Source organism: Neorhizobium galegae (assembly GCF_021391675.1).
GTDB lineage: Bacteria > Pseudomonadota > Alphaproteobacteria > Rhizobiales > Rhizobiaceae > Neorhizobium > Neorhizobium galegae_B.
The window spans coordinates 744,718-768,435 of sequence record NZ_CP090096.1 but is presented as its reverse complement, the minus strand read 5'-3'; the positions used below and the strand labels follow the sequence as shown (position 1 = coordinate 768,435).

Annotated in this window: 23 protein-coding genes; 14 read left to right on the top strand and 9 right to left on the bottom strand. The window is 63.1% G+C overall.

From position 1 onward, the window contains the following. Positions 1-136 precede the first annotated feature (136 nt). From LZK81_RS26370 to LZK81_RS26320, 11 genes are all read left to right on the top strand, one after another. Positions 137-1,174, top strand: a complete 1,038-nt coding sequence (locus LZK81_RS26370) for an ABC transporter ATP-binding protein (protein ID WP_233956862.1) — start codon at positions 137-139, stop codon at positions 1,172-1,174. After that, positions 1,171-2,025, top strand: coding sequence for an ABC transporter permease (locus LZK81_RS26365; protein WP_233956860.1), 855 nt, complete (start codon positions 1,171-1,173; stop codon positions 2,023-2,025). Before LZK81_RS26370 ends, LZK81_RS26365 begins: the two co-directional genes overlap by 4 nt. After that, positions 2,022-2,816 (top strand): ABC transporter permease, encoded by a 795-nt coding sequence (locus LZK81_RS26360; protein WP_233956859.1) that lies wholly within the window; start codon positions 2,022-2,024, stop codon positions 2,814-2,816. The genes LZK81_RS26365 and LZK81_RS26360 overlap by 4 nt, the downstream gene beginning before the upstream one ends. Positions 2,817-2,828: 12 nt before the next feature. Next, the gene (locus LZK81_RS26355) at positions 2,829-3,599 is read left to right on the top strand and encodes a carbon-nitrogen hydrolase family protein (RefSeq protein WP_233956858.1); all 771 of its coding nucleotides are present in this window, start codon (positions 2,829-2,831) and stop codon (positions 3,597-3,599) included. Between the two features lie 87 nt (positions 3,600-3,686). Next, positions 3,687-4,766 carry an iron-containing alcohol dehydrogenase gene (locus tag LZK81_RS26350; protein WP_233956857.1) on the top strand — a complete coding sequence of 360 codons (1,080 nt, stop codon included), beginning with the start codon at positions 3,687-3,689 and terminating at the stop codon, positions 4,764-4,766. Between the two features lie 59 nt (positions 4,767-4,825). Continuing rightward, a complete protein-coding gene (locus LZK81_RS26345) occupies positions 4,826-5,728 on the top strand; it encodes an IclR family transcriptional regulator (protein WP_233956855.1) in 903 nt (300 codons plus the stop codon). A gap of 239 nt (positions 5,729-5,967) precedes the next feature. Next, the gene (gene gtdA / locus LZK81_RS26340) at positions 5,968-7,017 is read left to right on the top strand and encodes a gentisate 1,2-dioxygenase (RefSeq protein WP_233956854.1); all 1,050 of its coding nucleotides are present in this window, start codon (positions 5,968-5,970) and stop codon (positions 7,015-7,017) included. Positions 7,018-7,042: 25 nt separating this feature from the next. Continuing rightward, positions 7,043-7,912, top strand: a complete 870-nt coding sequence (locus tag LZK81_RS26335) for a fumarylacetoacetate hydrolase family protein (RefSeq protein WP_233956852.1) — start codon at positions 7,043-7,045, stop codon at positions 7,910-7,912. Continuing rightward, positions 7,909-8,406: a MarR family winged helix-turn-helix transcriptional regulator gene (locus LZK81_RS26330; RefSeq protein ID WP_046610196.1), complete on the top strand. Its 498-nt coding sequence runs from the start codon at positions 7,909-7,911 to the stop codon at positions 8,404-8,406. The genes LZK81_RS26335 and LZK81_RS26330 overlap by 4 nt, the downstream gene beginning before the upstream one ends. A gap of 187 nt (positions 8,407-8,593) precedes the next feature. Next, positions 8,594-9,652 (top strand): alcohol dehydrogenase, encoded by a 1,059-nt coding sequence (locus LZK81_RS26325; RefSeq protein WP_233956851.1) that lies wholly within the window; start codon positions 8,594-8,596, stop codon positions 9,650-9,652. Then, complete coding sequence (locus LZK81_RS26320; RefSeq protein ID WP_233956850.1) at positions 9,649-10,596, top strand: acyl-ACP thioesterase; 948 nt, start codon at positions 9,649-9,651, stop codon at positions 10,594-10,596. Before LZK81_RS26325 ends, LZK81_RS26320 begins: the two co-directional genes overlap by 4 nt. A gap of 184 nt (positions 10,597-10,780) precedes the next feature. Here the strand turns inward: LZK81_RS26320 and LZK81_RS26315 are convergent, their stop codons facing one another. The 5 genes from LZK81_RS26315 to LZK81_RS26295 all read right to left on the bottom strand — a co-directional run bounded on the left by LZK81_RS26315 (position 10,781) and on the right by LZK81_RS26295 (position 16,735). After that, positions 10,781-11,503, bottom strand: a complete 723-nt coding sequence (locus LZK81_RS26315) for an enoyl-CoA hydratase/isomerase family protein (protein ID WP_233956848.1) — start codon at positions 11,501-11,503, stop codon at positions 10,781-10,783. A 10-nt stretch (positions 11,504-11,513) separates the two neighbouring features. Further along, positions 11,514-13,865, bottom strand: a complete 2,352-nt coding sequence (locus LZK81_RS26310; protein ID WP_233956847.1) for a xanthine dehydrogenase family protein molybdopterin-binding subunit — start codon at positions 13,863-13,865, stop codon at positions 11,514-11,516. A gap of 273 nt (positions 13,866-14,138) precedes the next feature. After that, positions 14,139-14,918: an alpha/beta fold hydrolase gene (locus LZK81_RS26305; protein ID WP_233956845.1), complete on the bottom strand. Its 780-nt coding sequence runs from the start codon at positions 14,916-14,918 to the stop codon at positions 14,139-14,141. Positions 14,919-14,932: 14 nt separating this feature from the next. Continuing rightward, complete coding sequence (locus LZK81_RS26300) at positions 14,933-16,057, bottom strand: LLM class flavin-dependent oxidoreductase (protein ID WP_233956844.1); 1,125 nt, start codon at positions 16,055-16,057, stop codon at positions 14,933-14,935. 66 nt (positions 16,058-16,123) lie between these two features. After that, positions 16,124-16,735, bottom strand: a complete 612-nt coding sequence (locus LZK81_RS26295) for an NADPH-dependent FMN reductase (protein ID WP_046610203.1) — start codon at positions 16,733-16,735, stop codon at positions 16,124-16,126. Between the two features lie 194 nt (positions 16,736-16,929). Between LZK81_RS26295 and LZK81_RS26290 the strand changes: the two genes are divergently transcribed. Continuing rightward, positions 16,930-17,637: a GntR family transcriptional regulator gene (locus tag LZK81_RS26290; protein WP_046604825.1), complete on the top strand. Its 708-nt coding sequence runs from the start codon at positions 16,930-16,932 to the stop codon at positions 17,635-17,637. 49 nt (positions 17,638-17,686) lie between these two features. Here the strand turns inward: LZK81_RS26290 and LZK81_RS26285 are convergent, their stop codons facing one another. The 4 genes from LZK81_RS26285 to LZK81_RS26270 form a co-directional block, all read right to left on the bottom strand. Next, a complete protein-coding gene (locus tag LZK81_RS26285) occupies positions 17,687-18,361 on the bottom strand; it encodes a spermidine synthase (protein ID WP_233956842.1) in 675 nt (224 codons plus the stop codon). Positions 18,362-18,552: 191 nt separating this feature from the next. Further along, positions 18,553-18,738 (bottom strand): hypothetical protein, encoded by a 186-nt coding sequence (locus LZK81_RS26280; RefSeq protein WP_233956841.1) that lies wholly within the window; start codon positions 18,736-18,738, stop codon positions 18,553-18,555. A 405-nt stretch (positions 18,739-19,143) separates the two neighbouring features. After that, on the bottom strand, positions 19,144-20,304 hold the full coding sequence (locus LZK81_RS26275) for an LLM class flavin-dependent oxidoreductase (protein ID WP_233956840.1): 1,161 nt from the start codon (positions 20,302-20,304) through the stop codon (positions 19,144-19,146). Beyond that, positions 20,301-21,086: an alpha/beta fold hydrolase gene (locus LZK81_RS26270; RefSeq protein ID WP_233956838.1), complete on the bottom strand. Its 786-nt coding sequence runs from the start codon at positions 21,084-21,086 to the stop codon at positions 20,301-20,303. The genes LZK81_RS26275 and LZK81_RS26270 overlap by 4 nt, the downstream gene beginning before the upstream one ends. A gap of 224 nt (positions 21,087-21,310) precedes the next feature. Between LZK81_RS26270 and LZK81_RS26265 the strand changes: the two genes are divergently transcribed. Next, entirely contained in the window at positions 21,311-22,102 is a 792-nt protein-coding gene (locus LZK81_RS26265) for an SDR family NAD(P)-dependent oxidoreductase (RefSeq protein WP_233956837.1), read from the top strand. A 139-nt stretch (positions 22,103-22,241) separates the two neighbouring features. After that, positions 22,242-23,705 carry an NAD-dependent succinate-semialdehyde dehydrogenase gene (locus LZK81_RS26260; protein ID WP_233956835.1) on the top strand — a complete coding sequence of 488 codons (1,464 nt, stop codon included), beginning with the start codon at positions 22,242-22,244 and terminating at the stop codon, positions 23,703-23,705. Positions 23,706-23,718 lie beyond the last annotated feature (13 nt).

The window sequence follows — 23,718 nt, the reverse complement described above, 5'->3', positions numbered from 1 at the left end:
AGAAGGTATATGCTGCGACCGTTTCCGCCATATCAAGGCGAGGCGGGCACGTGCCCTCTCCCCTTAAACGGGTGAGGGTTATAGGTGAGGGGCAATTCATGCTATCTACAACCGCTCCAAGACGCGCGGAGACCGTATGTCCGGATTGATCCTGAGCCAAGTGACGAAGCAGTTCGGCAATTTCACGGCCGTCAACGACGTGAACCTTTCGGTTCCGGACGGCACGTTCGTCTGCCTGCTCGGGCCGTCCGGCTGTGGCAAGACCACGCTGATGCGGATGGTCGCCGGGCTGGATCTTCCGACCGGCGGCTCGATCGAACTCGGCGGCGCCGACATCACCCAGGTGCCGACCCACAAGCGCGATCTCGGCATGGTGTTCCAGTCGCTGGCGCTTTTCCCACACCTGACGGTCGGTGAAAACATCGCCTATTCGCTGCGCATCCGCGGCGTGGCGAAGGACGTGCAGAAGAAACGCGTCGACGAGCTGCTGGCGATGATCCATCTGCCGGGCTTTGCCGATCGTTCGGTGGCAAAACTCTCCGGCGGCCAAAGGCAGCGCGTGGCAATCGCGCGGGCGCTCGCCATCTCGCCAAAGCTCTTCCTGCTCGACGAACCACTGTCCGCGCTCGACGCAAAACTGCGCGAGGCGATGCAGGTGGAGCTGCGCCAGCTTCAGCAGCGGCTCGGCATCACCACCATCGTCGTCACCCACGACCAGCGCGAGGCGATGACCATGGCAGATACGGTCGTCGTGATGAATGGCGGCGAGATCCGCCAGGCGGCTGCGCCGGTCGATATCTACCGCCGTCCGGCCGATAGTTTCGTCGCCGATTTCATCGGCCAGACCAACCTCCTGCCTGTTGCGGCCGACAGTGCCGGCCGCGCCAGCGTGCTCGGCGAAGTGGTCGAAGGCATCGCGCTCCCCGCCGGTGCGGCAAAAGGCCTGCTGTCGGTCCGGCCGGAGGACGTGCAGCTCACTGCTCCCGGTCACGGGGCGATTGCCGGCACGGTCACCTTCATCCGCGATCTCGGCGGCGCGATCGAAACCTTCGTGGCGGCAGGTGGCACCCAGGTGATCGCGGTATCCTCGCCGCGCAACCGGCCGGACGTTTCGGTCGGCCAGAGCGTCGGCATCCGGCTCGATCCGGCCACCAGCGTGGTGCTCGCCAGATGAGACGCGAACCGCCGCAGCGCCTTGCCGACTACGGACCGCTCTTTTTCCCGGCGGGCATGCTGACCCTGTTCTTCGTGGTGCCCTTCGCCACCATGATCGCCGTGTCCTTCTTCCAGCGCGAACAGGGCGGCTTCTATACGCCCGCCTTCGTGTTCGACAATTACGCCCGGTTCATCAGCCTGTTCTTCGGCAAGGTCCTGGGCTTCTCGCTGTTCCTCGCCGTCGCGGTGGCGGTCGCCTGCGTGGTGATCGGCATTCCCTTCACCTATCTGCTCTCCCGGTCAGCGCGAAAAATCCAGATCGTCTGGCTGGTGGCGCTGCTCTCGATCCTGTCGCTGTCGGAAGTGATGATCGGGTTTGCCTGGTCGACCCTCTTCTCGCGCACCGCCGGCATCACCAACCTGTTCGTCTGGCTGGGACTGATGGCGCAACCGCAGGCGCTGACCCCGAGTTTCGGCGCGGTCATGACCGCCATGACCTACCAGGCCTTCCCCTATACGGTCCTGGTCCTCTATCCGGCGCTTGTCCGCCTCGACCCGACGCTGACCGAAGCCGCCCGCACGCTCGGCGCCTCGCCCGTAAAAGCCTTCTTCACCGTCGTGGTGCCGGCGCTGCGCAACACCATTCTCGCGACGCTGATCATGGTCTTCATCTTCGCGCTCGGCTCCTATCTGCTGCCGCAGCTTCTCGGAAGGCCGCAGCACTGGACGCTGTCGGTGCTGATCACCGACCAGGCGATCTACCAGTCGAACATGCCGTTTGCCGCCGCCATGGCCGTTTTCCTCGTGCTTGTGTCGCTGGCGCTGGTCGGCCTGGCCCTTTACGCCGGACAGCAGAGGCAAGCGAAATGACAGCTCTCCGCCGCCTGTTCTTCTTCGTCGTCGGCCTGTTCCTGGCTTTGCCGCTGATCGTCGTCGCCGGCGTCTCGATCAATGCCCGCCAGACGCTCGCATTTCCGCCCCAGGGTTTTTCGCTCTCCTGGTACGGCCAGATTTTTACCAATCCCGAATGGCGTAATGCGCTGGTCGCCTCACTGACCCTGGCTGCCTCGTCCGCGCTTCTAGCCCTGCTGATCGCCCTGCCGCTTGCCTGGTTCCTGTGGCGGCGGATCGCCCCCTGGGCCAACATCTTCCAGCTTCTCGGCGTTGCGCCCTTCACCCTGCCGCCGGTCATCACCGCGCTCGGCCTGCTCACCTTCTGGGCGACCACCGGCTTCTACGGCCAACCGTGGACCGCGGTGATCAGCCACGGCATCTTCTTCGTCACCCTGCCGCTGGTGACCCTTTCGCTCGGCTTTTCGGCGATCGACCGTTCGTTGGTGGAAGCCGCCGCCACCATGGGCGCCGACGACCGGGTCATCTTCAGAACCGTCGTGCTGCCGCTGATCCTGCCCTATCTCGTCTCCGGTTATGCCTTTGCCTTCGTTCTGTCGCTGAACGAATATATCGTTGCCTATATGACCGTCGGCTTCACCATGGAAACCCTGCCGATCAAGATCTTCAACGCGCTGCGCTACGGCTATACGCCAACCATGGCCGCCGTGACGGTGCTGTTCCTGGTCATCGCTGCGGTCGTCTTCGGTCTGGTGGCCCGGTTCGGAGACCTGCCGAAGCTGCTCGGCGCCATGTCGGACGAACGCTGAAGGGATAAGCCCATGAAGATCGCCGGTTTCCAGATGCAGCCCGTCGTCGGCGATGTCGAGGCGAACCTCGCCAAGATCGAGGCGGCGGCCGAAGAGGCGGCCGCCAAGGGCGCCGCGCTGCTGATCGCCCCGGAACTGGCGCTGACCGGTTACGGCGCGGCGGAGAAATTTCCCGATCTTGCCACGCCCGCCCATGGCCCGGTGACCGACCGGCTGTCGGAGATCGCCTCAAAACATGGCCTCGCGATCGTCGCCGGTTTTGCCGAAAAGACCTTCGAAAACATCTTCAACAGCGCCTTCTTCACCGACGGCAAGGGCCAGACGGCGGTCTACCGCAAATGCAATCTCTACGGCCCCTATGAGCGCAAATGGTTCGCCCAGGAGGACCGCCGCCAAGTTCTGGTGACGCTCGGCGACATCAGGCTCGGTTTCCTGATCTGCTACGATGTCGAGTTTCCCGAAAACGTCCGGCAACTGGCAAAGGGCGGCGCCGATCTCGTCGTGGTGCCGACGGCGTTGCCGACCGGCGGGTCCGGTCAGTTCATCGCGGAGCACATGATTCAGGTCCGCGCCTTCGAGAACCAGGTCTTCGTTGCCTATATCAACCACTGCGGCTCCGACGATCTGTTCGCCTATGCCGGTCTGTCGCGGATCGCCGCACCGGACGGCAAGCTGATTGCCGAAGCGCCCCCCGAGGGTGAGGCCCTGATCATCGCCGGGGTCGATCCGGCGGCCTACGCCCAGTCGCGGGCGGAAAACACCTATCTCGCCGATCTCGTTTGAGTCCCAGGCCTCCGGAGTAACGCGAAGCTCCCATTTCCTTTGATAATGTTGTATAGCATTCGGCGTTACAGCATTCCGGGGGGAGGCATGACACGTATATTCCGGGCGCCGGCTTTTTATATCCAGGGTCCGGGGTCCTTAAATCTGCTTGGCGAAAAGGCGGCGACGCTCGGCCGTTCGGTCGTGGCGATCTGCGATTCGGTTGTGCTACCGCATATCGAGGCGGATCTCACCGAGACCCTGAACCGGCAGGACATCACGCCCACAATCATACCGTTCGATGCGGACGTCACCCATCGGGAAATGGACCGCCTGGCCGAGCTGGTGCGGTCAAAGGGCGGCGAGGTGGTGGTCGGCATCGGCGGCGGCCGCACGCTCGATGTCGCCAAGGGTGCCTCTCGCCGCGCCGGCCTTCCCTTCGTCAGCGTGCCGACGGCCGCTTCCACCGATGCACCCTCGACCCGCGGCATCGTCATCTATGACGACCATCACACGATGATCGCCGTCGAGCAGATGGACCAGAACCCGGCCTTCGTGATCGTCGACACCGCGATCATCGCCAAGGCCCCTGCCCGGCTGCTGCGCGGCGGCATAGGCGATGCGCTGACCGCAAAATTCGAGACGGAAGGCGCCTGGAAGGGCACCGGCCTCTCCAAGCAGGGTACGCGGCCCTTGAAGACGGGCGTGATGCTCGGCGATGTCTGCTACCGGATGCTGCTCGAACATGGGGCCGGCGCCGTGCGGGTGGCCGGCACCGGCGAGGTGACGCCGGATTTCGAAGCCGTCGTCGAGGCGATCCTCTGGCTCAGCGCCGTCGCCTTCGAAAATACCGGCCTCTCCATTGCCCATGCGGTGGCGACCGAACTCGGCGCGATCGAGCCGGTGCGAAAACACTCGCTGCATGGCGAACACGCCGCCTACGGCACGCTGGTGCAGACAATGGCGGAAGGCCGTCCCGAGGACGAACTGACGACGCTGTTCGGCTTCTACGACGAGATCGGCATGCCGCGCCGGCTTTCGGCGCTCGGCATGCCGAATGTCGGCGATGCGGCGATCGAAAAACTTGCGACGGCCTGCGCAGAAAGCCCGTTCCTGGTCAACCAGGAGCGGATGCTCGATGCGAATGATCTGGTCGCCGCCTTCCGTGCTGTGGAAAACTACGTTTAAAGCGGGCTCGACCTGCTACAGATATAAATATAATCAACTGGGAACACAGGGGATTTAGGATGCCGTCAGATAAGACCAAGGCGCCGGAGGAATGGACTCAACGCCGCATTCAATCGATCGAGGTCGGCTTCCAGGTCATTCGCGCCATGGAGGCGGCGAACGGCCCGCTGCCGCTGCGCGATATCGCCGCCGCCGCCGGCATGCCGCCCAGCAAGGCGCATCTCTACCTCGTCAGCTTCGTCAAGGAGAGTGTTGCCTTCCAGGATCCGGTCACCGGGCATTACGGGCTCGGCCGCTTCGCGATCCAGCTCGGCCTGTCGGCCATCCGCCAGCTCGACGTGGTTGAATTCGCCCGTGAGGAACTGGCGGCGCTGCAGCGCACCGCCGGTTTCGCAACCTATCTTTCGCTCTGGGGTGATCGCGGCCCGGGCATCGTTTCCAAGGTGGACGGCGAGCGGCAGGGATCGCTTGCCGTGCGCCTGGGCTACGTGCTGCCGCTCCTGACCTCGGCAACCGGCCAGGTCTTCCTCACCTATCTCAACGAAAGCGAGACCATGGCGGTGCGGCAGGACGAGATCGCTGCTGCCAAGCGGGGTGCGTCGGATGACGCGGCCTCGCTCTCGCCGCGCGTCACCACGACCAAGGAAATCCAGAAGATCATCGAGACCGTGCGCCACCAAGGTTATGCGATGACGGTCAACAGCATCAATTCGAGCTTCGCCGCGATCGCCGCGCCGGTCTTCGACTATAGCGGCCGGATCGTCGCGACCATGACCGTGCTCGGCTCCGACAAACAGCTCGCCGGCCCCCGCAAGAAACCGACGATCGACGCCCTGATGGCCGCCGCCCACCGGCTTTCCGAACGGCTGGGTGCGCCGGGTCGCGGGGCGAAGGGCGAGGACAACGTCAAGCCGCCCGCGCAGCCGAAGCCAACAAGGGCGAAGGGCACGGCGGGACGATAGGCTGAATCTCCCCCCTTGTGGGGGAGATGCCCGGCAGGGCAGAGGGGGGTGTCGCAGCATACTCTTCGACGGTTGAATTCGTGGCGCCCCCCCCCCCTCTGTCACCTCTGGTGACATCTCCCCCACAAGGGGGGAGATCGGGTACAGCCCGCGGCATCCTCCACCACCACGATTGACCTCCTCAAATTAATTAGTATACCTTACGATCTCCGGCTGGAGGAGCCAAGGAGGAGGATTTCATGCACGAGATCGATGCAGCCACCGTTGCGAAACGGGAGGAATTTTATGCGCGGATCAAGCCGCACAACATGGCGCCCCTCTGGGAAGTGATGAAGGGCATGCTGCCGCCGGAGCCGGCTTCCAAGGCGCAGGCGCATCGCTGGCGTTACGACGACATCCGCCCGCTGATCCTCGAATCCGGCAGCCTGCTGACCGCCGAAGAGGCGGAGCGTCGCGTGCTGATCCTCGAAAACCCCGCCTTCCCGGCCCAGTCGCGCGCCACCTCGACGCTTTATGCCGGCATCCAGATCATCATGCCGGGTGAAGTGGCGCCGGCCCACCGCCACACCCCGTCGGCGCTGCGTTTCATGCTGGAAGGTTCAGGCGCCTATACGACCGTCGGCGGCGAGCGCACCCGCATGGCATTCGGCGATTTTGTCATCACACCCGTCTGGGCCTGGCACGACCACGGCAATGACGGCTCTGACCCGGCCGCATGGCTGGACGGTCTCGACGTGCCGATGATCGCCTTTTTCGAAGCGGTGTTCCGCGAGGATTCCAACGACACCGAGCAGGAACTGCTTCGGCCGGAAGGTGACTCGCTCGCCCGTTTCGGTTCCGGCATGATGCCGATCGGCGGCACAAGCCCCTATGGCCAGACGACCCCGATCTTCAACTATCCCTATGAGCGCAGCCGCGAGGCCCTTTACCGCGCCTCGCGTGGCGAGGAAATCGACGCCCATATCGGCACGACGCTGCGCTATGCCAACCCGATCGACGGCGGCTGGACGATGCCGACCATGTCGGCATGGCTCAGCCATGTCCCGAAAGGCATGGAAACCGCAAGAATCCGTTCGACGGATCATATCGTCATGTGCATCGCCGAAGGCACCGGCTCAATCACGGTCGGCGCTAAAACCTTCGATTTCGGCCCCAAGGATGTGATCGTCGTGCCGGGCTGGTCATGGCGCTCGTTCAAGGCCAACGAAGACGTCGTCGTATTCTGCTTCTCCGACCGCGTGGCGCAGGAGAAGCTCGGCTATTTCCGCGAAGACCGCACCCGCGTCTGAGCGAACGAGATCAGGGAGAGAAATCATGCGTTTTTGTCGCTACGACGATAATCGTCTCGGCGTGGTCGGCGGCGATCAGGTGAAGGACGTCACGAGCGTCCTCGATCGCCTGCCGAACTACCGTTACCCCTTCCCCCATGGCGACCAGTTCATGGCCCATTTCGCCGAGCTGCGGCCCGTCATGGAGGAAATGGCGAAGACCGCGCCGTCGAAGCTGCTGTCCGACGTCGCACTTCTGAGCCCGATCGCCAATCCGGGCAAGATCGTCGGCGCCCCGGTCAACTACCGGCTCCATCTCGACGAGGTGCTGGACAGCGACCAGCTGCATCACGGCATGAAGATCAAGCCGATCGCCGAGGCTGGCGTGTTCCTGAAGGCGGTGAGCTCGCTGGTCGGCCCGTCGGAAGGCGTCGTCGTCGACTGGGCGGATCGCCGCACGGACCACGAGATCGAACTCGCCGTCATCATCGGCAAAAAGGCGTTTCGCGTGTCGGAAGCCGATGCTCTCGACTACGTCGCCGGCTACGCGATCTGTTACGACATCACCATCCGCGGCCCGGAAGAACGCAGCTACCGCAAGTCGCTCGACACGTTCAGCGTGCTCGGCCCCTATGTGGTCACCGCAGACGAGATCCCGAACCCGAACAATCTCGAGTTCGAACTGACGATCGGCGGCGCAAGCCGCCAGAAGTCGAACACCAACATGCTGATCTTCAACGTCCAGAAGCTGATCGAATTCACCAGCAAGGCCTATACGCTTTATCCCGGCGACATCATCATGACCGGCACGCCGGAAGGCGTCGCCCCGATCGCTCCCGGCGACGTGCTGCACGGCACGTTCGAAGGCATCGGCACGATGGACGTGAAGGTCTACGGCAACTGGGACAAGACATGAGTTCGGAGCCCAACCCATCGGCAGAGGGGGACGGGCATGCCGTCCTTCTCGACGGTGTCGTCGGCATCCGCATCCGCCGCCTGCAGGCGCTGTTCGGCAACCATTGGCAGAACTGGTTCCGCGCCCGCTCGCTTGCGGTCACCCCGGTCCAGGGCGGCGTGCTGCTCTTGATCCGCCGTTATCCCGGCATCAGCCAGATCGCGCTCGCGAGGCGGTTGCGCATCGAACCGCCGACGCTCGTCCAGACGCTCGGTCCGCTCATCAAACACAAACTCGTCGAACGCGACCGCGCCGCCGATGACGGCCGCGTCTATGAACTGCGGCTCACCAAGGCAGGGCTTGAAGCCGCCGCCCTTGTGGAAACCTCGCTGCCGCAGCATGAGGCCGACCTGCTGCGGTTTTTGTCTGTGGAGGAGCGGCAGACGTTTCTGGAGTTGCTGGATAAGGCGATTGCCGGAGCGGAGGCGGCGATCGAGGGGCAGGAGAAGGAGTAGCGGTCTCCGTGCCTCCCCTCCGTCATCCTCGGTCTAGACCCGAGGATGACGGCCGTATTTTGAGCCGCCGCCCCCTGCCAATTTTCCGGGCAGCTGTCCCATCCAATAACTCCACCACCCATTTCTCGATTGCCACATAACAGGCGGCCTGATACTCATTTCTCATGCATCTGGGAGGAGCGGCATCATGCGGTCATGGCAGGTATTCGAGGCATCGGAAGTGTTGCGGGAAATCGAGGAGGCGACGCCCCAGCCCACCGGCAGCGAGGTCGTCGTTTCGGTGTCTCATTGCGGGCTTTGCCATTCGGATCTGACCCTGTGGAAGGGCATTTTCGACATGGGCGACAAACAAGTGTCGATCGACAGTATCGGGATGAAGCACCCGCTCACCCTCGGCCATGAAATCCTCGGCACCGTCACCGCCATTGGCCCCGATGCGACGGATGTGAAGGTTGGCGATGTCAGGCTTGTTTATCCGTGGCTCGGTTGCGGCGAGTGCGAAACCTGCCGTGCCGGCCAGGAGAACCTCTGCATGCAGGGCCGGCCGCTCGGCATGCGCAGGCCCGGCGGTTTCGGCAGCCATGTGGTGGTGCCGCATAGCCGCTATCTCATCGATACCGGTGATCTCGACCCCGCACTTGCCGCCACCTATGCCTGCTCCGGCCTTACCGCCTATTCTGCCATCCGCAAGGCGATGCCAGTTCGCCCCGACGAGGCGATCGTCGTGGTTGGGGCCGGCGGGCTGGGCCTCAGCGGCATCGTCATCCTGAAGGCGCTCGGGCACCGGAATATCGTTGTGGTCGATATCTCCGAAGAAAAACTGAAGATCGCAACCGATGCCGGCGCCCACAAGGCGGTGCCTTCGACCGGCGACGACGTGACGAAGAGGATCGCCGATACGGTCGGCCGGCCGGTGCGCACCATCATCGATTTCGTCAACAACAGCCAGACGGCAGCCTTTTGCTTCCCGGCGCTGGCGCGCGGCGGCCGCATCATCATGGTCGGCATGTTCGGCGGCCAGCTCACCATCCCGACCATGCGCATGGCGCAAGGGGGCCTGAGCCTGATCGGCAGCATCACCGGCTCGCTACAGGAATTGCGGGATCTGGTGGAGCTCGCCAAAAGCGGAAAACTCGATGCCATCCCCTATGAGGCTCTGCCGAAATCATCAATCAACGACGCGATGAGCCGATTGTCCAAAGGTGCGGTCAAGGGACGTATCGTTCTGGAGGAGGAGCCGGTGTGAGTGCACAGCAAGGCGAAATGATCGAGGTCTGGCGCGGCAGCGTGCGCCAGTGGGAAGTGGACGAGAACGCCCACTGGAACACCCAGTATTATGTCGCCCGTGCCAACGAAGGCCTTGCAGTGCTTTTCGGCTTCAACGGCCTGCCCGGCCTTTTCTCGCCAACGTCGGCCACCACGATCGCCTATAACGAGCATCATATCCGCTTCCACCGCGAAGCGCATGCGGGCACGTCGCTGCATATGACCGCCGGTTTCCTCGATATCGGCGAGACGACGGCGTTTGCGGTGCTGATGCTTTATAACAGCCATTCCGGCCAGCTGGCCGCGAGCTTCAGGGTGCGGCTAACCCATGTGGATACGGCCGACCTCAAGACGCCTCGCCCCTGGCCAACGGCCTTCCGCGAAAAGGCCTCCGCCTCGCTGGTCGACGTTCCCAAGGAGGCGCTCGCCCGCGGCACCAGCAACGAACCGGTGACGATCAGCGCCTCCCGCGATCGGGCGATCACGCTCGGCCTGAAATGCACCGCGATGAGCCTGATCGAGCCGGAAGCCTGCGACGCATTCAACCGCCTCGGTCCGCAGAAATTCATCGGCGCGGTCGGCGGCGGGGTGAAGCAGCTCACCGGCCCGATCCGCGAAATCGTCAGCAAACATGCCGAGACGCCGCCCGGCAAGATCGGCGGCGCGGTGCTGGAATTCCGCATCCTTTATGGCGAAACCCCGCGTCTTGGCGACTGCTTCGAGATCTGGGGCGGGTTGCAGAAGACCGACCAGCGCGTCATGTCGCTGATCTTCTGGATGGTCGATCCGTTCAGCGGCCGGGTATTCGGCACGATGCAGTCGGTCGCTGTCGTGTTCGATCTCGATGCACGGTCGATCGTGCAGATCTCGCCGGCGGCTAAGGAGGCGCTGGCTCCGCTGGTCACCGAGGGGCTGGCGCTTTAAGGGGCGTGACCCTTAGGGCCTGAGTTTTCTCACGGCAGCTCCCTTTCATCCGACCCTTCGGGCCACCTTCTCCCCGCTGGGGAGACGATATTTGTGCCTTGCCGCGGCCGATCATCCCCTCCCCTCCGGGAGAGGGTGACCGGGCAAAGCGGAGGCCGGGTCAGGGGGCAGCAGCCGATGACACCTACCGGAACTTCTCCGCCGTCGCCACACAGTTGATCAGCGCGGCCAGTTCCTTGCGCGAGGCGAAGGAGGTTTCCGGGCTCATCGAGAGGAAGGCCTTGATGCCGCGAACGGTTGGGACCGAGTTCTTCTCGAGCTGGCCGACGACGCGTTCCACTTCCGCATCGATGCCGGCATCGGCGACCGTGACGCCGACGATGCCGAGCACCTTGGCTTCGGTCGCGGGGATCACGTCGCGGGTGAACACCATGCGGGCCAGCGTGGCGCGGGAAACCCGATCGGCGAGCGCGTTGAGCACCAGCGTCGGGGCGATGTCGTGATTCATTTCCGGCACTTGGAACGTGGCGCTTTCGGCGGCGATCGCGACGTCCGCAAGCGCGGCGATGGCGCAGCCTACGCCGGCGGCCCTGCCGCGGATGGCGGTGATGAACGGAACCGGGATTTCGCGCAGCACTTCATAGAAATCGAGGACCGGATCGGAAATCGCGGTGCGCAGGTCGAGCGCGGTGGCGCGGCTGCCGGCTGCCGGCATGGCGGCGCTGCGGCCGGTGCAGAAATCGCCGCCCTTGGCGTTCATCAGCACGACGCGGGTTTCCGGCGACAGAGACTTCAGCGCGGCGGTGATGGCCTGCGCCATCTCGGGCGTCAGCGCATTGCCCTTGTCGGGACGGTTGAGAGTGATCTCGAGGACGTTCCCCCGGGTATTGATCAGGACGTCGGGCAATGCTTTCTCCTCACGCTTCTTGTTTGGCTTTTGCCGCCCGGATCGCTTCCCAGATACGGGAGGGCGTTGCCGGCATTTCGATATGGGTCACGCCGAGATCGGCGAGTGCATCGGTGATGGAGTTGATCGTCACGCCGAGCGACGGTGTCGTACCACCCTCGCCGCCCGGACGGAAACCGAGCGGATGGCTTTTTGCCGGCACTTCGCTGATATGGGTGTCGAAGCTCGGGAAATCGGACGCACGGGCCACCTGGTAGTCCATGAAGGTCGCCGACAGGTTCTGGCCGGTCTCGCGGTCGTAATGCGACCATTCGAACAGTGCCTGACCGGCGCCCTGGACGATGCCGCCATGGGTCTGGCCGTCGACGATCATCGGGTTCAGCGCCTTGCCAACGTCATCGACGGTCGAGTAACGCGGGATATGGAAGAAACCGGTTTCCGGATCGATCTCGATTTCGCAGACCGCCGCACCATAGGGGTAGGCCAGCCCGTGGGTGGTCTCGTCGGAAATCGCCGCGAGCGAACCCCGCAGCTCGTCCGGCAGGCCGAGATCGTTTTCCGCAGCCTGCGCCGCCTCGAACAGGCTGACGACGCCGTTCGATCCACGGGCGCGAAAATGACCCTCGGCGAAGTCGATCTCTTCCGGCGCGACGTTCAGCATGAAGGCGGCGATCCTGCGGCCGCGTTCGATGATCTCGGCAGTCGCCTTGTGCATGACGATGCTCGCGAAGCGCAACGAGCGGCCGGAATGCGAACCGCCGCCGGCCGAGACGAAATCCGTATCGCTGGCGCGAATCTGCACCACCTCGTGGGAAATGCCGAGGAAGGACCCGACCAGCTGGGCGAATGCCGTCTCGTGCCCCTGCCCCGTGTTCTGGGTGCCGATAACGACATCGACGATGCCGGCGGTCGGATCGACGGTGATCTCGGCCCGCTCGCGCGGCACGCCGCTGGTGCCCTCGATATAGTTGGAAAGGCCGATACCACGATACATGCCGCGCTTGCGGGCTTCTGCGCGGCGCGCCTCGAACCCCTTCCAGTCGGCCATGTCGAGCACCTTGTCCATGCAGCCGATATAGTCGCCATTGTCATAGGTGACGCCCATCGGGTTCGAATAGGGCGAAGCCTCTTCCGGGATCATGTTGATGCGGCGCAGCTCCACCCGGTCGAAACCGAACTTGCGGGCGGCAAGGTCGATCATCCGCTCGATGATGTACATGGCTTCCGGACGGCCGGCGCTGCGGTAGGGGATGGTCGGCACGGTATTCGACATGGCCGCGCGGAATTCCACATGCGCGACCGGCACCCGGTAAAGGCTGGTCATCAGCTGGATGCCCTTGTTGAGGGGCGTGTAGGACACCGTATGGGCGCCGATATTGCTGGTATTGACCGAGTGGAAAGCCAGGAACTTGCCGTTTTCGTCGAGCGCAAGCTTTGCCTTCACATGCAGGTCGCGGCCCTGGAAATCCGACAGGAACGCTTCGATGCGCTCCGCCTGGTGTTTGACCGGCCGGCCAGTGAGCTTGGCGGCGTAGGGCAAAAGCACGAATTCCGGATAGGTGGCATTGCGGGTGCCGAAATTGCCGCCGACATCGCGGGGCGCGACGACCCGCACGAAGGCCATGTCGACGCCGAGAGACGCAGCGATCTGCTCACGCATCATCACCACGCCATGGCCGCCGGAGGCGTGGATGGTGAACTTGCCGGTCTCCGGGTCGTATTCGGCGGCGGAGGAACGCGGCTCCATATGGACGCCGGTGACGCGTTGCGCCCAGCTGGTGAATTCGAGGACATGAGCGGCCTTGGCGAAAGCTTGCTCAGTGCCGGCCCTCTCGCCGACTTCGCCGTCCATCGCCTTGTTGCCCGGAACATGGTCCCAGAGCTGCGGGGCACCCTCTTCCAGCGCGTCGACGCCGCGCACGACGGAAGGCAGCTCCTCCCAGTCGATCTCGATCGCTTCCGCGGCATCCTTGGCGAGATCGGTGCTCTCGGCGATCACCATGGCGACCGCCTCGCCGACGAAGCGGGCCCGGTCGGTCGGCAGCGCCTGGTGATGGGTGCGGGCGCGCTCTGTGCCGTCATAGTTCTTGATACGGATGTCGGATCCGAACTGCGAACTGCCGATCGCATGCGGGATCGGCGCGATGCCGGCGGCGACGATATCCTCGCCGGTCAGGACGGCGAGCACGCCCGGCATGTCGCGGGCGGCGGACGTGTCGATGCTGCGGATGATCGCATGGGCATGCGGCGAACGCACGAAGGCGGCATAGGCGGTGTTTTCGAATTTGAGGTCGTCGGCATACTGGCCCTTGCCGGTGATCAACCGGTTGTCTTCCTTGCGCCTGACGTCTTCGCCGATCATGCCATTCCTCCCATTCACATCGTCCCACATATCCCGGACGATGGCATTCCGCATGCGGCTCTTGGGCCATCCTGAAGCGAAACGCAAATCAATTCATAATAGACATATTATATCCGTCAATGTTGAAAATTATGGTCTGTGGAAATCGGCTTGGAAAGCCTTCCTCTCTCGACGAGAACCGAGCGCCGACCGGAATAAGGGAAAGTGCAAAGTCTCGCAAGAAAAAGGCCCAGACCGGGGTCTGGGCCAGGCTTCCCTGGGAAGGGAATAGCGTCAGGCGGCTTCCGGTCCCTGGTTGAGCACGTAGCCGGGGCCGCGCTTCAGGAAGTCGGCCCAGAGCCGCAACGTGCGCTCCGGCTGGTCGACCTCGATCGAATGGGCGGCGTCGAAGATGAAGGCACGCTGCGAGGTCGGGATGTTGCGCTTCAGGTGCGCGCCGGCCTCCGCCGGCACGACCTTGTCTTCGGTGCCGAGCAGGATCAGCGTCACCGCCTCGATCGAGGGCAGGCGGGCACTCAGTGCCTCGTCAACCTGAACATTATTGGCGAGGCGCTCGTAAGTTTTGCCGTTGTTGGCCATGACTTCAGGCGATTTCGGCGCCGACTTGATCTTTTGCGGATGGGCGTAGAGCGCCTTGAACCGCGCGTCCGGATCGGCGGGCAAACCGCCCTTGCCCTCGAACCGGAAGCCGGCCGGCACGCCGAGGATCAGGTGGTCGACCATTTTTGGGCGCTCGGCAGCAAGCCACAAGGCCGACCAGCTGCCGAAGGAGGAGCCGATCACGTCGAACCGCGGGCCGACCAGCTTTTCGGCGAACTCGGCGACCATGGCCACCCAGTCCCGCACCGTCTTCAGGCTTTCGTTCGGCTCGGTGCCGTCGAAGCCCGGGCAGATCGGTGCATAGACCGTGTGGTTACCGGTCAGCGCCCTCAACGGCTCGGTCAGCATCACGCCGCCAGCAGCATGCAGGTAGACAACCGGCTGCCCCGTGCCGCCGACATGATAGGAGAGCCTGCCGCCGGAAAGCTCGATCGTCTTCAATTCAAAGCTCATGGGTCAAACTCCTCTTACAGGCCAGCGACTTCAGGCGCGACGCGGTCGCGGAACAGTTCCATGCCACGGCGAACGACGCTGCCCGGCATGTTGCCGACCTTGACCGTCAGGTTCAGCAGGCCGCAATCCAGTTCCTGGCGCAGGCGCTTGATCTGCCTGATGACCGACTGAGGGCTACCGCAGATGATCGAACCGGCTTCTATCTGCTCTTCCACTGTACGGCCGCGCAACGTTGCGAGGCGCTTCTGGAAGTTTTCGCCGGCGTCGGCCTCGGTGTAGTAGCGGCTCTGCCCGAGAACGAGTTGCTGGGCGGAGCGCTGCGGGCGCATCAGCGTCTGGTGGAAGTAGGTCTGGGCGGCGGCCATGTGGTGCCTCGCCTCCTCGTCCGTATCGGCGATGCAGATCTGCTGGCCGACCAGGATGTCGTCCGGTGTCGGCTCCCAGCCGTAGGAGCGTGCGGTCTTCTTGAAATTCTCGATGGCGGCCTTGGCGATCGACAGGTCCTGGATCAGCGTGATGCCCATGATCGCACGCATCTTGGCGACGAACTCGGCCGATTCCGCGTTGCTGGCTGACATCAGGATACGCGGATGCGGCTTCTGGATGGGCTTCGGCCAGATCGAGACGGCCGGGAACTGATAATGCTCGCCTTCCCATCCGAAGGGCTCGTCTTCGGTCCAACACTTGATGATCAGTTCGGTCGCTTCGCGCAGACGGCTGCGGGATTCGCTCGGGGGGATGTTGTAGGCGATGTATTCGTGCGGAATGCCGCGCAGGAAACCGGCGACAAGGCGCCCGCCCGACATCACGTCGATCATCGCATATTCTTCGGCGACGCGGACCGGGTTCAGGAGCGGCAGAAGGTTGCCGACGATGGCGATCTTCGCCTTGGACGTCTGGCGGGCGAGCGCGCCGGCGATCAGGTTCGGGTTCGACATCAGGCCGTAGGGGCTGAAATGGTGCTCGTTGCAGCCCACCCAGTCGAAACCGTAGTTCTCCGCGTCGACCATCTCATCGAGATATTCGTTGTAGAGCGCCTGGATGCGGGTGCTGTCGATCCCGTGCGTGCTGACCGGCCATTCATGCGGCAGCTTGTCGTAATCGGGATAAGGCATCAGGTGGAAGAAATTGAACTTCATGGAAAGCTCCGCTGGGACCGTCGCCCGGATGAAGGCAAAACGGATCCGACGACGATTGAAATTGGATCAGTTGCTGGCGACGAGGCGCGGTGCGACGTCGTCGACGCGGCTGGCCATCGCCATTTCGGCAAAGCTGACGACCTGCGAAGCGACGATCTCGAGCGGCTGGGCAACCTCGCGGCGAGCTGGTTTGCCGTCGACGAAAGGTTTCTCGTTGGATTTGATGGTCGCCGCGTAGGGGGTCGGCCAGCCGCGCAGCGCATGCACGACCGAGCGCAGGCCGATCAGCGTCGCACCGAGCGCCTGGTCGCCGGCGGCGCAGACGATGCAGCCGACGGCGCGGCCCTCGAAATAGGAACGGGCGTCCTCGCGCATATCTTCCGTATAGTCGATGGCGTTCTTGATCATGCCGGACATGCCGCCGTGATAGCTCGGCGTTGCAATGATGATGCCGTCGGCGCGACGAAGGGACTGAAGAAGACGAAGGGCGGCCGGAGTGCGGTGCGTCACGCCCGGATCGAAGAGTGGCAGTTCGAGCGCCGCACCGCAGATGAGGTCGGTTTCCGCGCCGGCCCTTTCGGCAGCGGCGAGGCAATGGCGCAGGGCGAGCTCGGAACTCGAGCCGGGGCGCTGGGTCCCGCCGATACCGACGATAAAAGGTTTGCGGGCTTGCGTCATGGTGGTCTCCTCCCTCGGCCGAAGCCGATTGCCTTATCAGGCCTCCTGAAAGGATCTTTGTATACCTTTCAGGCGGAAGTCAAGAAATATCCGCCATCACCCCACCAGGTACGCTCGTCTGGTATACACTTTTTGACGATAGACGATTGTCATATTTTCCCGCATCATCATCACGACAAGGAAAAGGTGGCCGCTTGACCAACGAGACAACCAGAGACGGAGCGAAGGACGGGGCGACGCAGAGCGCCGTCGAAACCGCCTATCATCGCATCCGGCACCTGATCCTCACCGGCGAGATGCGCTCCGGTGACAAGCTGCTCGAAAACCAGCTCGCCGCCGCGATCGGCGTTTCCCGCACGCCGATCCGCGAGGCTTTGAACCGGCTGAATGCCGAGGGCCTCGTGGTGCTGGAACGTTACCGGCGGGGGATCGTCGCGGATTTTTCGCTCGACGACGCGGTCGAGATCTTTCGGCTGCGTGCCATTCTCGAAGGTCATGCGACCAGCCGCGCTGCCACCCGCATCTCGGAAGCCGAGCTGCAGCGGCTGCAGGAGCTGGAACGGTTGATGGAGACCCAGTTCGAGGAACTCGGCTGGAACGAACATCTCGAAGGGTTCGACAAGCTCAACGGCGAATTCCACGCGGTGATCGCCGCTGCCGCCGAAAGCCCGCGGCTCGAAAAGATCCTGGCCTCTTCGCTGGAACTGCCGGCCTCGATCTTCAACCGCTATTCGGAGCCGGTCGAAGTGCGCACCCGCCGCACCCATGCCCAGCATCGGGAAATCCTCGCGGCGCTCAAGGCCCGCAATCCCGAATGGGCGCAGGCGGCGATGAACGCCCATCTCTTTTCGCTCTTGCCGTCCGCCTCAGGCTCACTGGAGCATGAAGACGGGGCGAAATGAGTGCGGTAGTGCCGCTCTTCGAAGCTCCCGCGGACTGGCCGTTGCAGACCTACTGCCGGTTGGTGGCCATCCACAGGACGTGGCGGCCACCGCGCTTGCCATTGGCACGCACATAAACCTCCTCGGCGGCAAATCCCACGTCCCGCAGCCGCCGGGTGAAGGCGGCATCCGGCGCTGACGACCAGACGGCCAGGACGCCGTTGTCGCGCAGCGCAGCCTTGGCGGCTCGAAGCCCGGTGTGGTTATAAAGGCTGTCGTTGGAAGCACGCGTAAGCCCGTCGGGGCCGTTGTCGACATCGAGCAGGATGGCATCGTAAGCGGCGTCGCGCGACCGGATCAGCGCACCGACATCGCCGACATGAATATCGACACGCGGATCGTCGAGCGTCCCCTTGTGAAACTCCGCCATCGGCCCGCGCGCCCAGTCGACCACGGCCGGAACCAGTTCCGCGATGGTGACCCTGGTATCGTCCGACAGGGCTCCCAGGGCCGCCCGCAGCGTAAACCCCATGCCGAGGCCTCCGATCAGCATGTGGGTATTTTTCCGCCCGGCAATCCGCTCACAGGAGAGCGTCGCCAGCGCCTCTTCCGAACCGCTCAGCCGGCTGTTCATCAACTCCGTCGAACCGAGCATGATCGAAAATTCGGCTCCGCGCTGCTTCAGGCGCAATTCGCCGCCCTCGCCGGGAATGGTTGCGCGGTCAAGCTGTATCCAGGGAAGCATCGGTCTATCTCATCGTCTCGTGTGGGACGCCTCCTAACACAGACGTTGCGGCGAAAACACGGACTATCGGCGGTCGGCGGAAGAATCGGCTCACCGAGGCCATGCTGAAGGATGGTGTTCGATATCGCCGGCCTGGAAGCGGCCGCCGGAGGCTGAGCTCGGGTCATGGAGGGCGGGAACTACCTTCCCCTTCATTCCGATGGTAGTTGTGGGGCAAGGTCCGCAATACCCGACCTGGAACAGGCCGACAGCGGCGGAATTGTCAGTGCCTCGATCAGCACAAAAGCGAGCTCTTCGAGTTCGCCATCGGTAAGCTCTGAATAATCGTCTCCGTTCGGAAGATCATCCGCGCAACCATCGTTGTTTTTTGGAATCATGTCTCGCCCCAGCCCGCGGCGAACATGCATGAAATTTTGTAAATAGCATCACCTTTTTTGATGCTGTGCTGCAAAATAAAAAGGCCCGCGCCTTTTCCCCCTGCGCGGGCCCCTCCTAAGACGTAACCTCTTCTACGCTCGACTTAGGAGAACACCATTGTACTCCGGACTGCGAAGTCCTCAACTCGTCCAAAAGACCTAGCACAAGGGGTATAGCCCCCAGGGGAGCGGCCGGCTTTTGGGGCGCCGGCCGCTAAGACCGCAGCGACTGGGGGGTGACAATTGTGCGGTCCTGCGCCTCAAATGACGACAATCGTGATCGCACATCAAGATGAACCTTGGGTGATATGACTACGCCCAAAGGCTTCATAGCCTTACCAAAATCATCAAATCGACATCCCCCCGTCAGGCCGTCCGCCTGGCGGTCACGTTGCGCAGATATGGCATGACCTCCTTGGAGTAGATCTCCATGTTCTTGCGGGTTAGCTCGGCCGGCAGGGTGCCGAACTGCAGAAGCGTCAAGAGATGACCGAAGCCGATCTGGGCCTGGTATTCTTCCAGCTTCTCGCGCACCGTTGCCGGGCTGCCGCAGATGAACTTGCCCTCTTCGATGACGCTGTCGATCGTCTGCTTCATCGCATGGCCGGCCTTGGCCGACATCGCCCCGACCATGGATTTCACCGAGGTGTAGCCCGGCGGCAGCAGCATCTCCATCGGCATGCGCAGGAACTTCTGCAGGAAGGCCTCGATATGGTCCTTGGCTTCGCGGCGGGCGATCTCGTCGGTCTCGGCCACATAGAGTGGCAGCGACCAGCCAAGCTGGTCCTCGGTCGCCTCATAGCCATAACCGGCAGCGACGTCCTTATACATCTTCATGTAGCGGGCGACGATCGAGACCGAGGCGAAGGTCTGGAGATAGGTATATTTGCGATCCGGATGGGCGGCCCATTCGATGGTTTCACTGGAACCCTGGCTCGGGATCCAGATCGGCGGGTGCGGATTGTCCTGGTAGACGCGCGGCCAGACGTTCACATAATCGAAATTGTAGTGCTTGCCTTCGAAGACGCTCGGCCCGGGTTGCGTCCAGGCCTGCAGGATCAGGTCATGGGCTTCCTGGAAGCGCTCGTGGCTGAAGGCTGGATTGACGCCCCAGGAATGGTACTCGGCGCCGATGCCGCGCACCATGCCGGCAATCAGGCGGCCGCCGGTGATGTTATCGACCATCGCGAATTCTTCCGCGACGGTCAGCGGGTTGTTGAGAAGCGGCAGCGCCCGGCCGAGAATGGCGATCTTGACGTTCTTGGTGCGGCGGGCGAGCGCGCCGGCCATGACGCCCGGGATCGGCATCAGGCCGTAGGCGTTGGAATGGTGCTCGTTGACGCAGATGCCGTCGAAACCGAGCTGGTCGGCATATTCGAGCTCGTCCAGATAACGGTTGTAGAGCTGGTGGCCCTTCTTCGGGTCGTAGTAGGTGTTTGGCAGGGTGACCCAGGCGGAATTGTGCTTCTCGTCATAGGACAGATCGAGATCCGCATAGGGCATCAGGTGCATGAAGTAGAATTTCATCGCGTAACCTCCCCGATGAAGCCGTTGACCAGTTCGACGAAACGGTCGGCCTTTTCGATCTGCGGCAGATGTCCACAGTTCTCGATGATCTCAAGCCGCGAATTGGGAATGAGGTCGCGCCAGGCCGGAGCGTAACCGACCGGCATCGCCTTGTCGTCGTCGCCCCAGACGATCAGTGTCGGTACCGAAATGCGATGCAGCCACTTGTGCAGGTCAGGATTGAGAAAACGCGGCTCCCAGGCGAGCTTGGCCGACGTGAGCTTGTTCCTGAGAAGGATTTCCATCCCTTCCTTCGACGGCGGCGGGGCCGCCAGCATCGCTTCCGCAAACGCCTGGTCGTGGAAGAGGTTGCGGGCGGTCTCCTCCGGGCTCCACATGAAGACGTCGCCCTTGCGAATGCCCTTCACGCGGATGCCGGCCGGCGCCACGACAGTCAGGGAGCCGAGCTTGGTCTCATTGCGGATTGCGATTTCCGCGGCGAGCCAGCCGCCGATCGACGTGCCGACGAGATGGACCTTGTCGAGGCCGAGATGGTCGAGGACATCCAGATAAAAGAAGGCGAGGTCGGAAATATTGTCGAGCCATTCCGGATTGTCGGAGGCGCCGAAACCCGGATGTTCCGGCACGATCACCTCGTGGGTTTCGGAAAGCTTCTCCATGAAGGGCAGCCAGCGCGAGGCGCCGCTCGCACCGTGCAGGAAGAGCAGCGGAGCGCCCTTGCCTCCCCGCATGAGCCGGATCTTCGTGCCGGTGACGGTTTCAAGGCTTTCGGTAAAGCTCATCGGTGTTTCACCCTCCCCGGGACCTGACGACCGTTAAGGCAGGCGCTCCTCGGCACCCGCGAATGGCGGCAATCTGTATAACCTTTTCGGGAGGGTCAATATGATTCTGTCAAATTTTGATTGATAATAGCAAATTTCTAACTTGCATCTTGGGGAATTGCATACAAGGTTGGAGCCGCTTGGGTGGAGAGGTCATGCTCGCCCGGCTCTCAGGGAGGAGAAAAATGCAGGCCGAAAAACTGTTTGATCTCAAAGGCCAAATCGCGATCGTCACCGGTGCGGCGAGCGGCCTCGGGCTCGCCATCACCAAGACGCTGGCGGCCAACGGTGCGTATGTGGCGTTGCTCGATCTCGACGCCGAGGCACTCGCCGCCGCCTATCAATGGCTGAGCGGCCAGGGTTTTTCCGCCGAGAGCCATCAGGTCGACGTCTCCGACAGTGCAAGCCTGCGCAACACCATCGACGGCATTGTGCAAAAGCACGGACACCTCGACATCCTCGTTGCCAATGCCGGCATCAGCGGCGGCCCAAATTCCCGCACGGAAGCGGGAGCGATCGAAAATGTCAGCGACGAGCTGTGGAACAAGGTGGTTGACGTAAACCTCACCGCCACGTTCATTGCTATCCAGTCCGCCGCAAAGCACATGAAGAAGCAGAAAAGCGGCCGCATTGTCGTGATCGCCTCGATTGCCGGCTTACGCGCCGACCCGATGACCGGTTATGCCTATGCATCCAGCAAGGGCGCCGTCGTCAATCTCGTCAAGCAGGCCTCCTGGGAGCTTGCGCCCTATAACGTGCTCGTCAACGGCATCGCGCCCGGCCCCTTCCGCACCAATATCGCCGGCGGCCGCATCCGCGAACCGGAGGTGGAAAAGGCCTTTGCCGACACCGTGCCGCTCGGCCGCATTGCCGAGACCGACGAGATCATGGGCCTTGCACTGCTTCTGGCATCGAAGGCCTCGAGTTTCATGACCGGAGCGGTAATCCCGATCGACGGCGGTACGGTCGCTATTTGAGCCGACGTGAACGTCGGAATTGACAATATCAGGCTCCCTGCTTTATCCCCTTGAAGCGGACGAGGAAGCCGGGTTTGAGAAAAGCCCGAAATTGACGGATGCCAGACGCACTCGTCTCATGAAAACGGAGGAGACGACCATGAACATCGCGACCAATCCAGCCCGTTCGTCCGACGGTTACCAATCCGCGCGTCTCCTGATCGACGGTGTCTGGCTGGAAAACGGCGGCCGCAAGACGCAGCCTCTCATCAATCCGGCCACTGAAAAGGCGATCGGCGTGGTGCCGCATGCGACGGCGCAAGATCTCGACCGGGCGCTCGAAGCCGCCAAGCGCGCCTTTCCGCTCTGGCGGGCCACCAGCCCGCGCGAACGCGGCCGCATCCTCAAGCGCGCAGCAGGGCTGATGCACGACCGGCAGGAAGAGATCGCGACACTTGCGACGCTCGAAATGGGCAAGCCGATCGCCGAAGCGCGGCTGGAAACCCATTTCGCCACGGAAGAAATGGAGTGGTTCGCCGAGGAAGGCCGCCGCACTTATGGCCGCGTCATTCCCGGCCGCATCGGCGAAACCCGCTTCCAGGTGGTCAAGGAACCGGTCGGCCCAACCGCCGGCTTTTCGGCGTGGAATTTCCCGATCGGTAATGCTGCCCGCAAGATGGGCTCGGCGCTCGCCGCCGGCTGCACGATGATCTACAAGCCCGGCGAAGAGGCTCCGGCATCGGCCGCCGCCGTCGCCCAATGCCTTGTCGATGCGGGCGTGCCGGCCGGCGTCATTGCCGTCGTCTATGGCGTGCCGGACTTCATCTCGCGCCACCTGCTGGCCTCGCCGATCATCCGCAAGATCTCGTTTACCGGCTCGGTCCCGGTGGGCCAGCACCTCATCCGGCTCGCCTCGGAAAGCCTGAAGCGCACCACGATGGAACTTGGCGGTCATGCGCCGGTACTCGTTTTCGACGATGCCGACCAGACCGCGGCGCTCGACATGTCGGTACAGCGAAAATACCGCAATGGCGGCCAGGTCTGCGTTTCACCGACCCGCTTCTATGTGCAGGACAAGTCCTATGACGCCTTCTGCGCCGGCTTTGCGGAGCGTGCCGCGAAGATCACGGTCGGCGACGGCCTCGATCCGGCGACCGGCATGGGTCCGCTCGTCCACGGCCGCCGCCGCGATGCAATCGAGGCGCTGGTGCAGGACGCCACCGCCAAGGGCGCCAAGCTGCTCGCCGGCGGGCATCGCATCAACAACGAAGGCTTTTTCTATGCCCCGACCGTGCTTGCCGACGTACCGGGCGATGCGCGGATCATGACCGAGGAGCCGTTCGGCCCGGTCGCCGTGCTCAACCGCTTCTCGGATTTCGACGACGCTATCACCAAGGCGAACGAACTGCCCTACGGGCTTGCGGCCTATGCCTTCTCCAATTCGCACAAGACCATCGCAAAACTATCCGACGCGCTGGAAGCGGGCATGGTCGGCATCAATTCCTTCAACATCTCCATGCCGGAAACGCCGTTCGGCGGGGTAAAAGCGAGCGGCCACGGTTCCGAAGTCGGGATCGAGGGCGTCGATGCCTACATGGTCACCAAGACGGTCAGCATCACCTGACGGACGAGTTTCT

Bases quoted from the DNA above. Each gene is read 5' to 3' on its own strand.
- LZK81_RS26360 (WP_233956859.1), top strand. From the start codon at position 2,022: ATGACAGCTCTCCGCCGCCTGTTCTTCTTCGTCGTCGGCCTGTTCCTG.
- LZK81_RS26325 (WP_233956851.1), top strand. From the start codon at position 8,594: ATGCGGTCATGGCAGGTATTCGAGGCATCGGAAGTGTTGCGGGAAATC.
- LZK81_RS26285 (WP_233956842.1), bottom strand. From the start codon at position 18,361: ATGCTTCCCTGGATACAGCTTGACCGCGCAACCATTCCCGGCGAGGGC.
- LZK81_RS26295 (WP_046610203.1), bottom strand. From the start codon at position 16,735: ATGACGCAAGCCCGCAAACCTTTTATCGTCGGTATCGGCGGGACCCAG.
- LZK81_RS26280 (WP_233956841.1), bottom strand. From the start codon at position 18,738: ATGATTCCAAAAAACAACGATGGTTGCGCGGATGATCTTCCGAACGGA.
- LZK81_RS26310 (WP_233956847.1), bottom strand. From the start codon at position 13,865: ATGATCGGCGAAGACGTCAGGCGCAAGGAAGACAACCGGTTGATCACC.
- LZK81_RS26260 (WP_233956835.1), top strand. From the start codon at position 22,242: ATGAACATCGCGACCAATCCAGCCCGTTCGTCCGACGGTTACCAATCC.
- LZK81_RS26370 (WP_233956862.1), top strand. From the start codon at position 137: ATGTCCGGATTGATCCTGAGCCAAGTGACGAAGCAGTTCGGCAATTTC.
- LZK81_RS26265 (WP_233956837.1), top strand. From the start codon at position 21,311: ATGCAGGCCGAAAAACTGTTTGATCTCAAAGGCCAAATCGCGATCGTC.
- LZK81_RS26300 (WP_233956844.1), bottom strand. From the start codon at position 16,057: ATGAAGTTCAATTTCTTCCACCTGATGCCTTATCCCGATTACGACAAG.
- gtdA (WP_233956854.1), top strand. From the start codon at position 5,968: ATGCACGAGATCGATGCAGCCACCGTTGCGAAACGGGAGGAATTTTAT.
- LZK81_RS26355 (WP_233956858.1), top strand. From the start codon at position 2,829: ATGAAGATCGCCGGTTTCCAGATGCAGCCCGTCGTCGGCGATGTCGAG.
- LZK81_RS26330 (WP_046610196.1), top strand. From the start codon at position 7,909: ATGAGTTCGGAGCCCAACCCATCGGCAGAGGGGGACGGGCATGCCGTC.
- LZK81_RS26305 (WP_233956845.1), bottom strand. From the start codon at position 14,918: ATGAGCTTTGAATTGAAGACGATCGAGCTTTCCGGCGGCAGGCTCTCC.
- LZK81_RS26365 (WP_233956860.1), top strand. From the start codon at position 1,171: ATGAGACGCGAACCGCCGCAGCGCCTTGCCGACTACGGACCGCTCTTT.
- LZK81_RS26345 (WP_233956855.1), top strand. From the start codon at position 4,826: ATGCCGTCAGATAAGACCAAGGCGCCGGAGGAATGGACTCAACGCCGC.
- LZK81_RS26350 (WP_233956857.1), top strand. From the start codon at position 3,687: ATGACACGTATATTCCGGGCGCCGGCTTTTTATATCCAGGGTCCGGGG.
- LZK81_RS26335 (WP_233956852.1), top strand. From the start codon at position 7,043: ATGCGTTTTTGTCGCTACGACGATAATCGTCTCGGCGTGGTCGGCGGC.
- LZK81_RS26275 (WP_233956840.1), bottom strand. From the start codon at position 20,304: ATGAAATTCTACTTCATGCACCTGATGCCCTATGCGGATCTCGATCTG.
- LZK81_RS26270 (WP_233956838.1), bottom strand. From the start codon at position 21,086: ATGAGCTTTACCGAAAGCCTTGAAACCGTCACCGGCACGAAGATCCGG.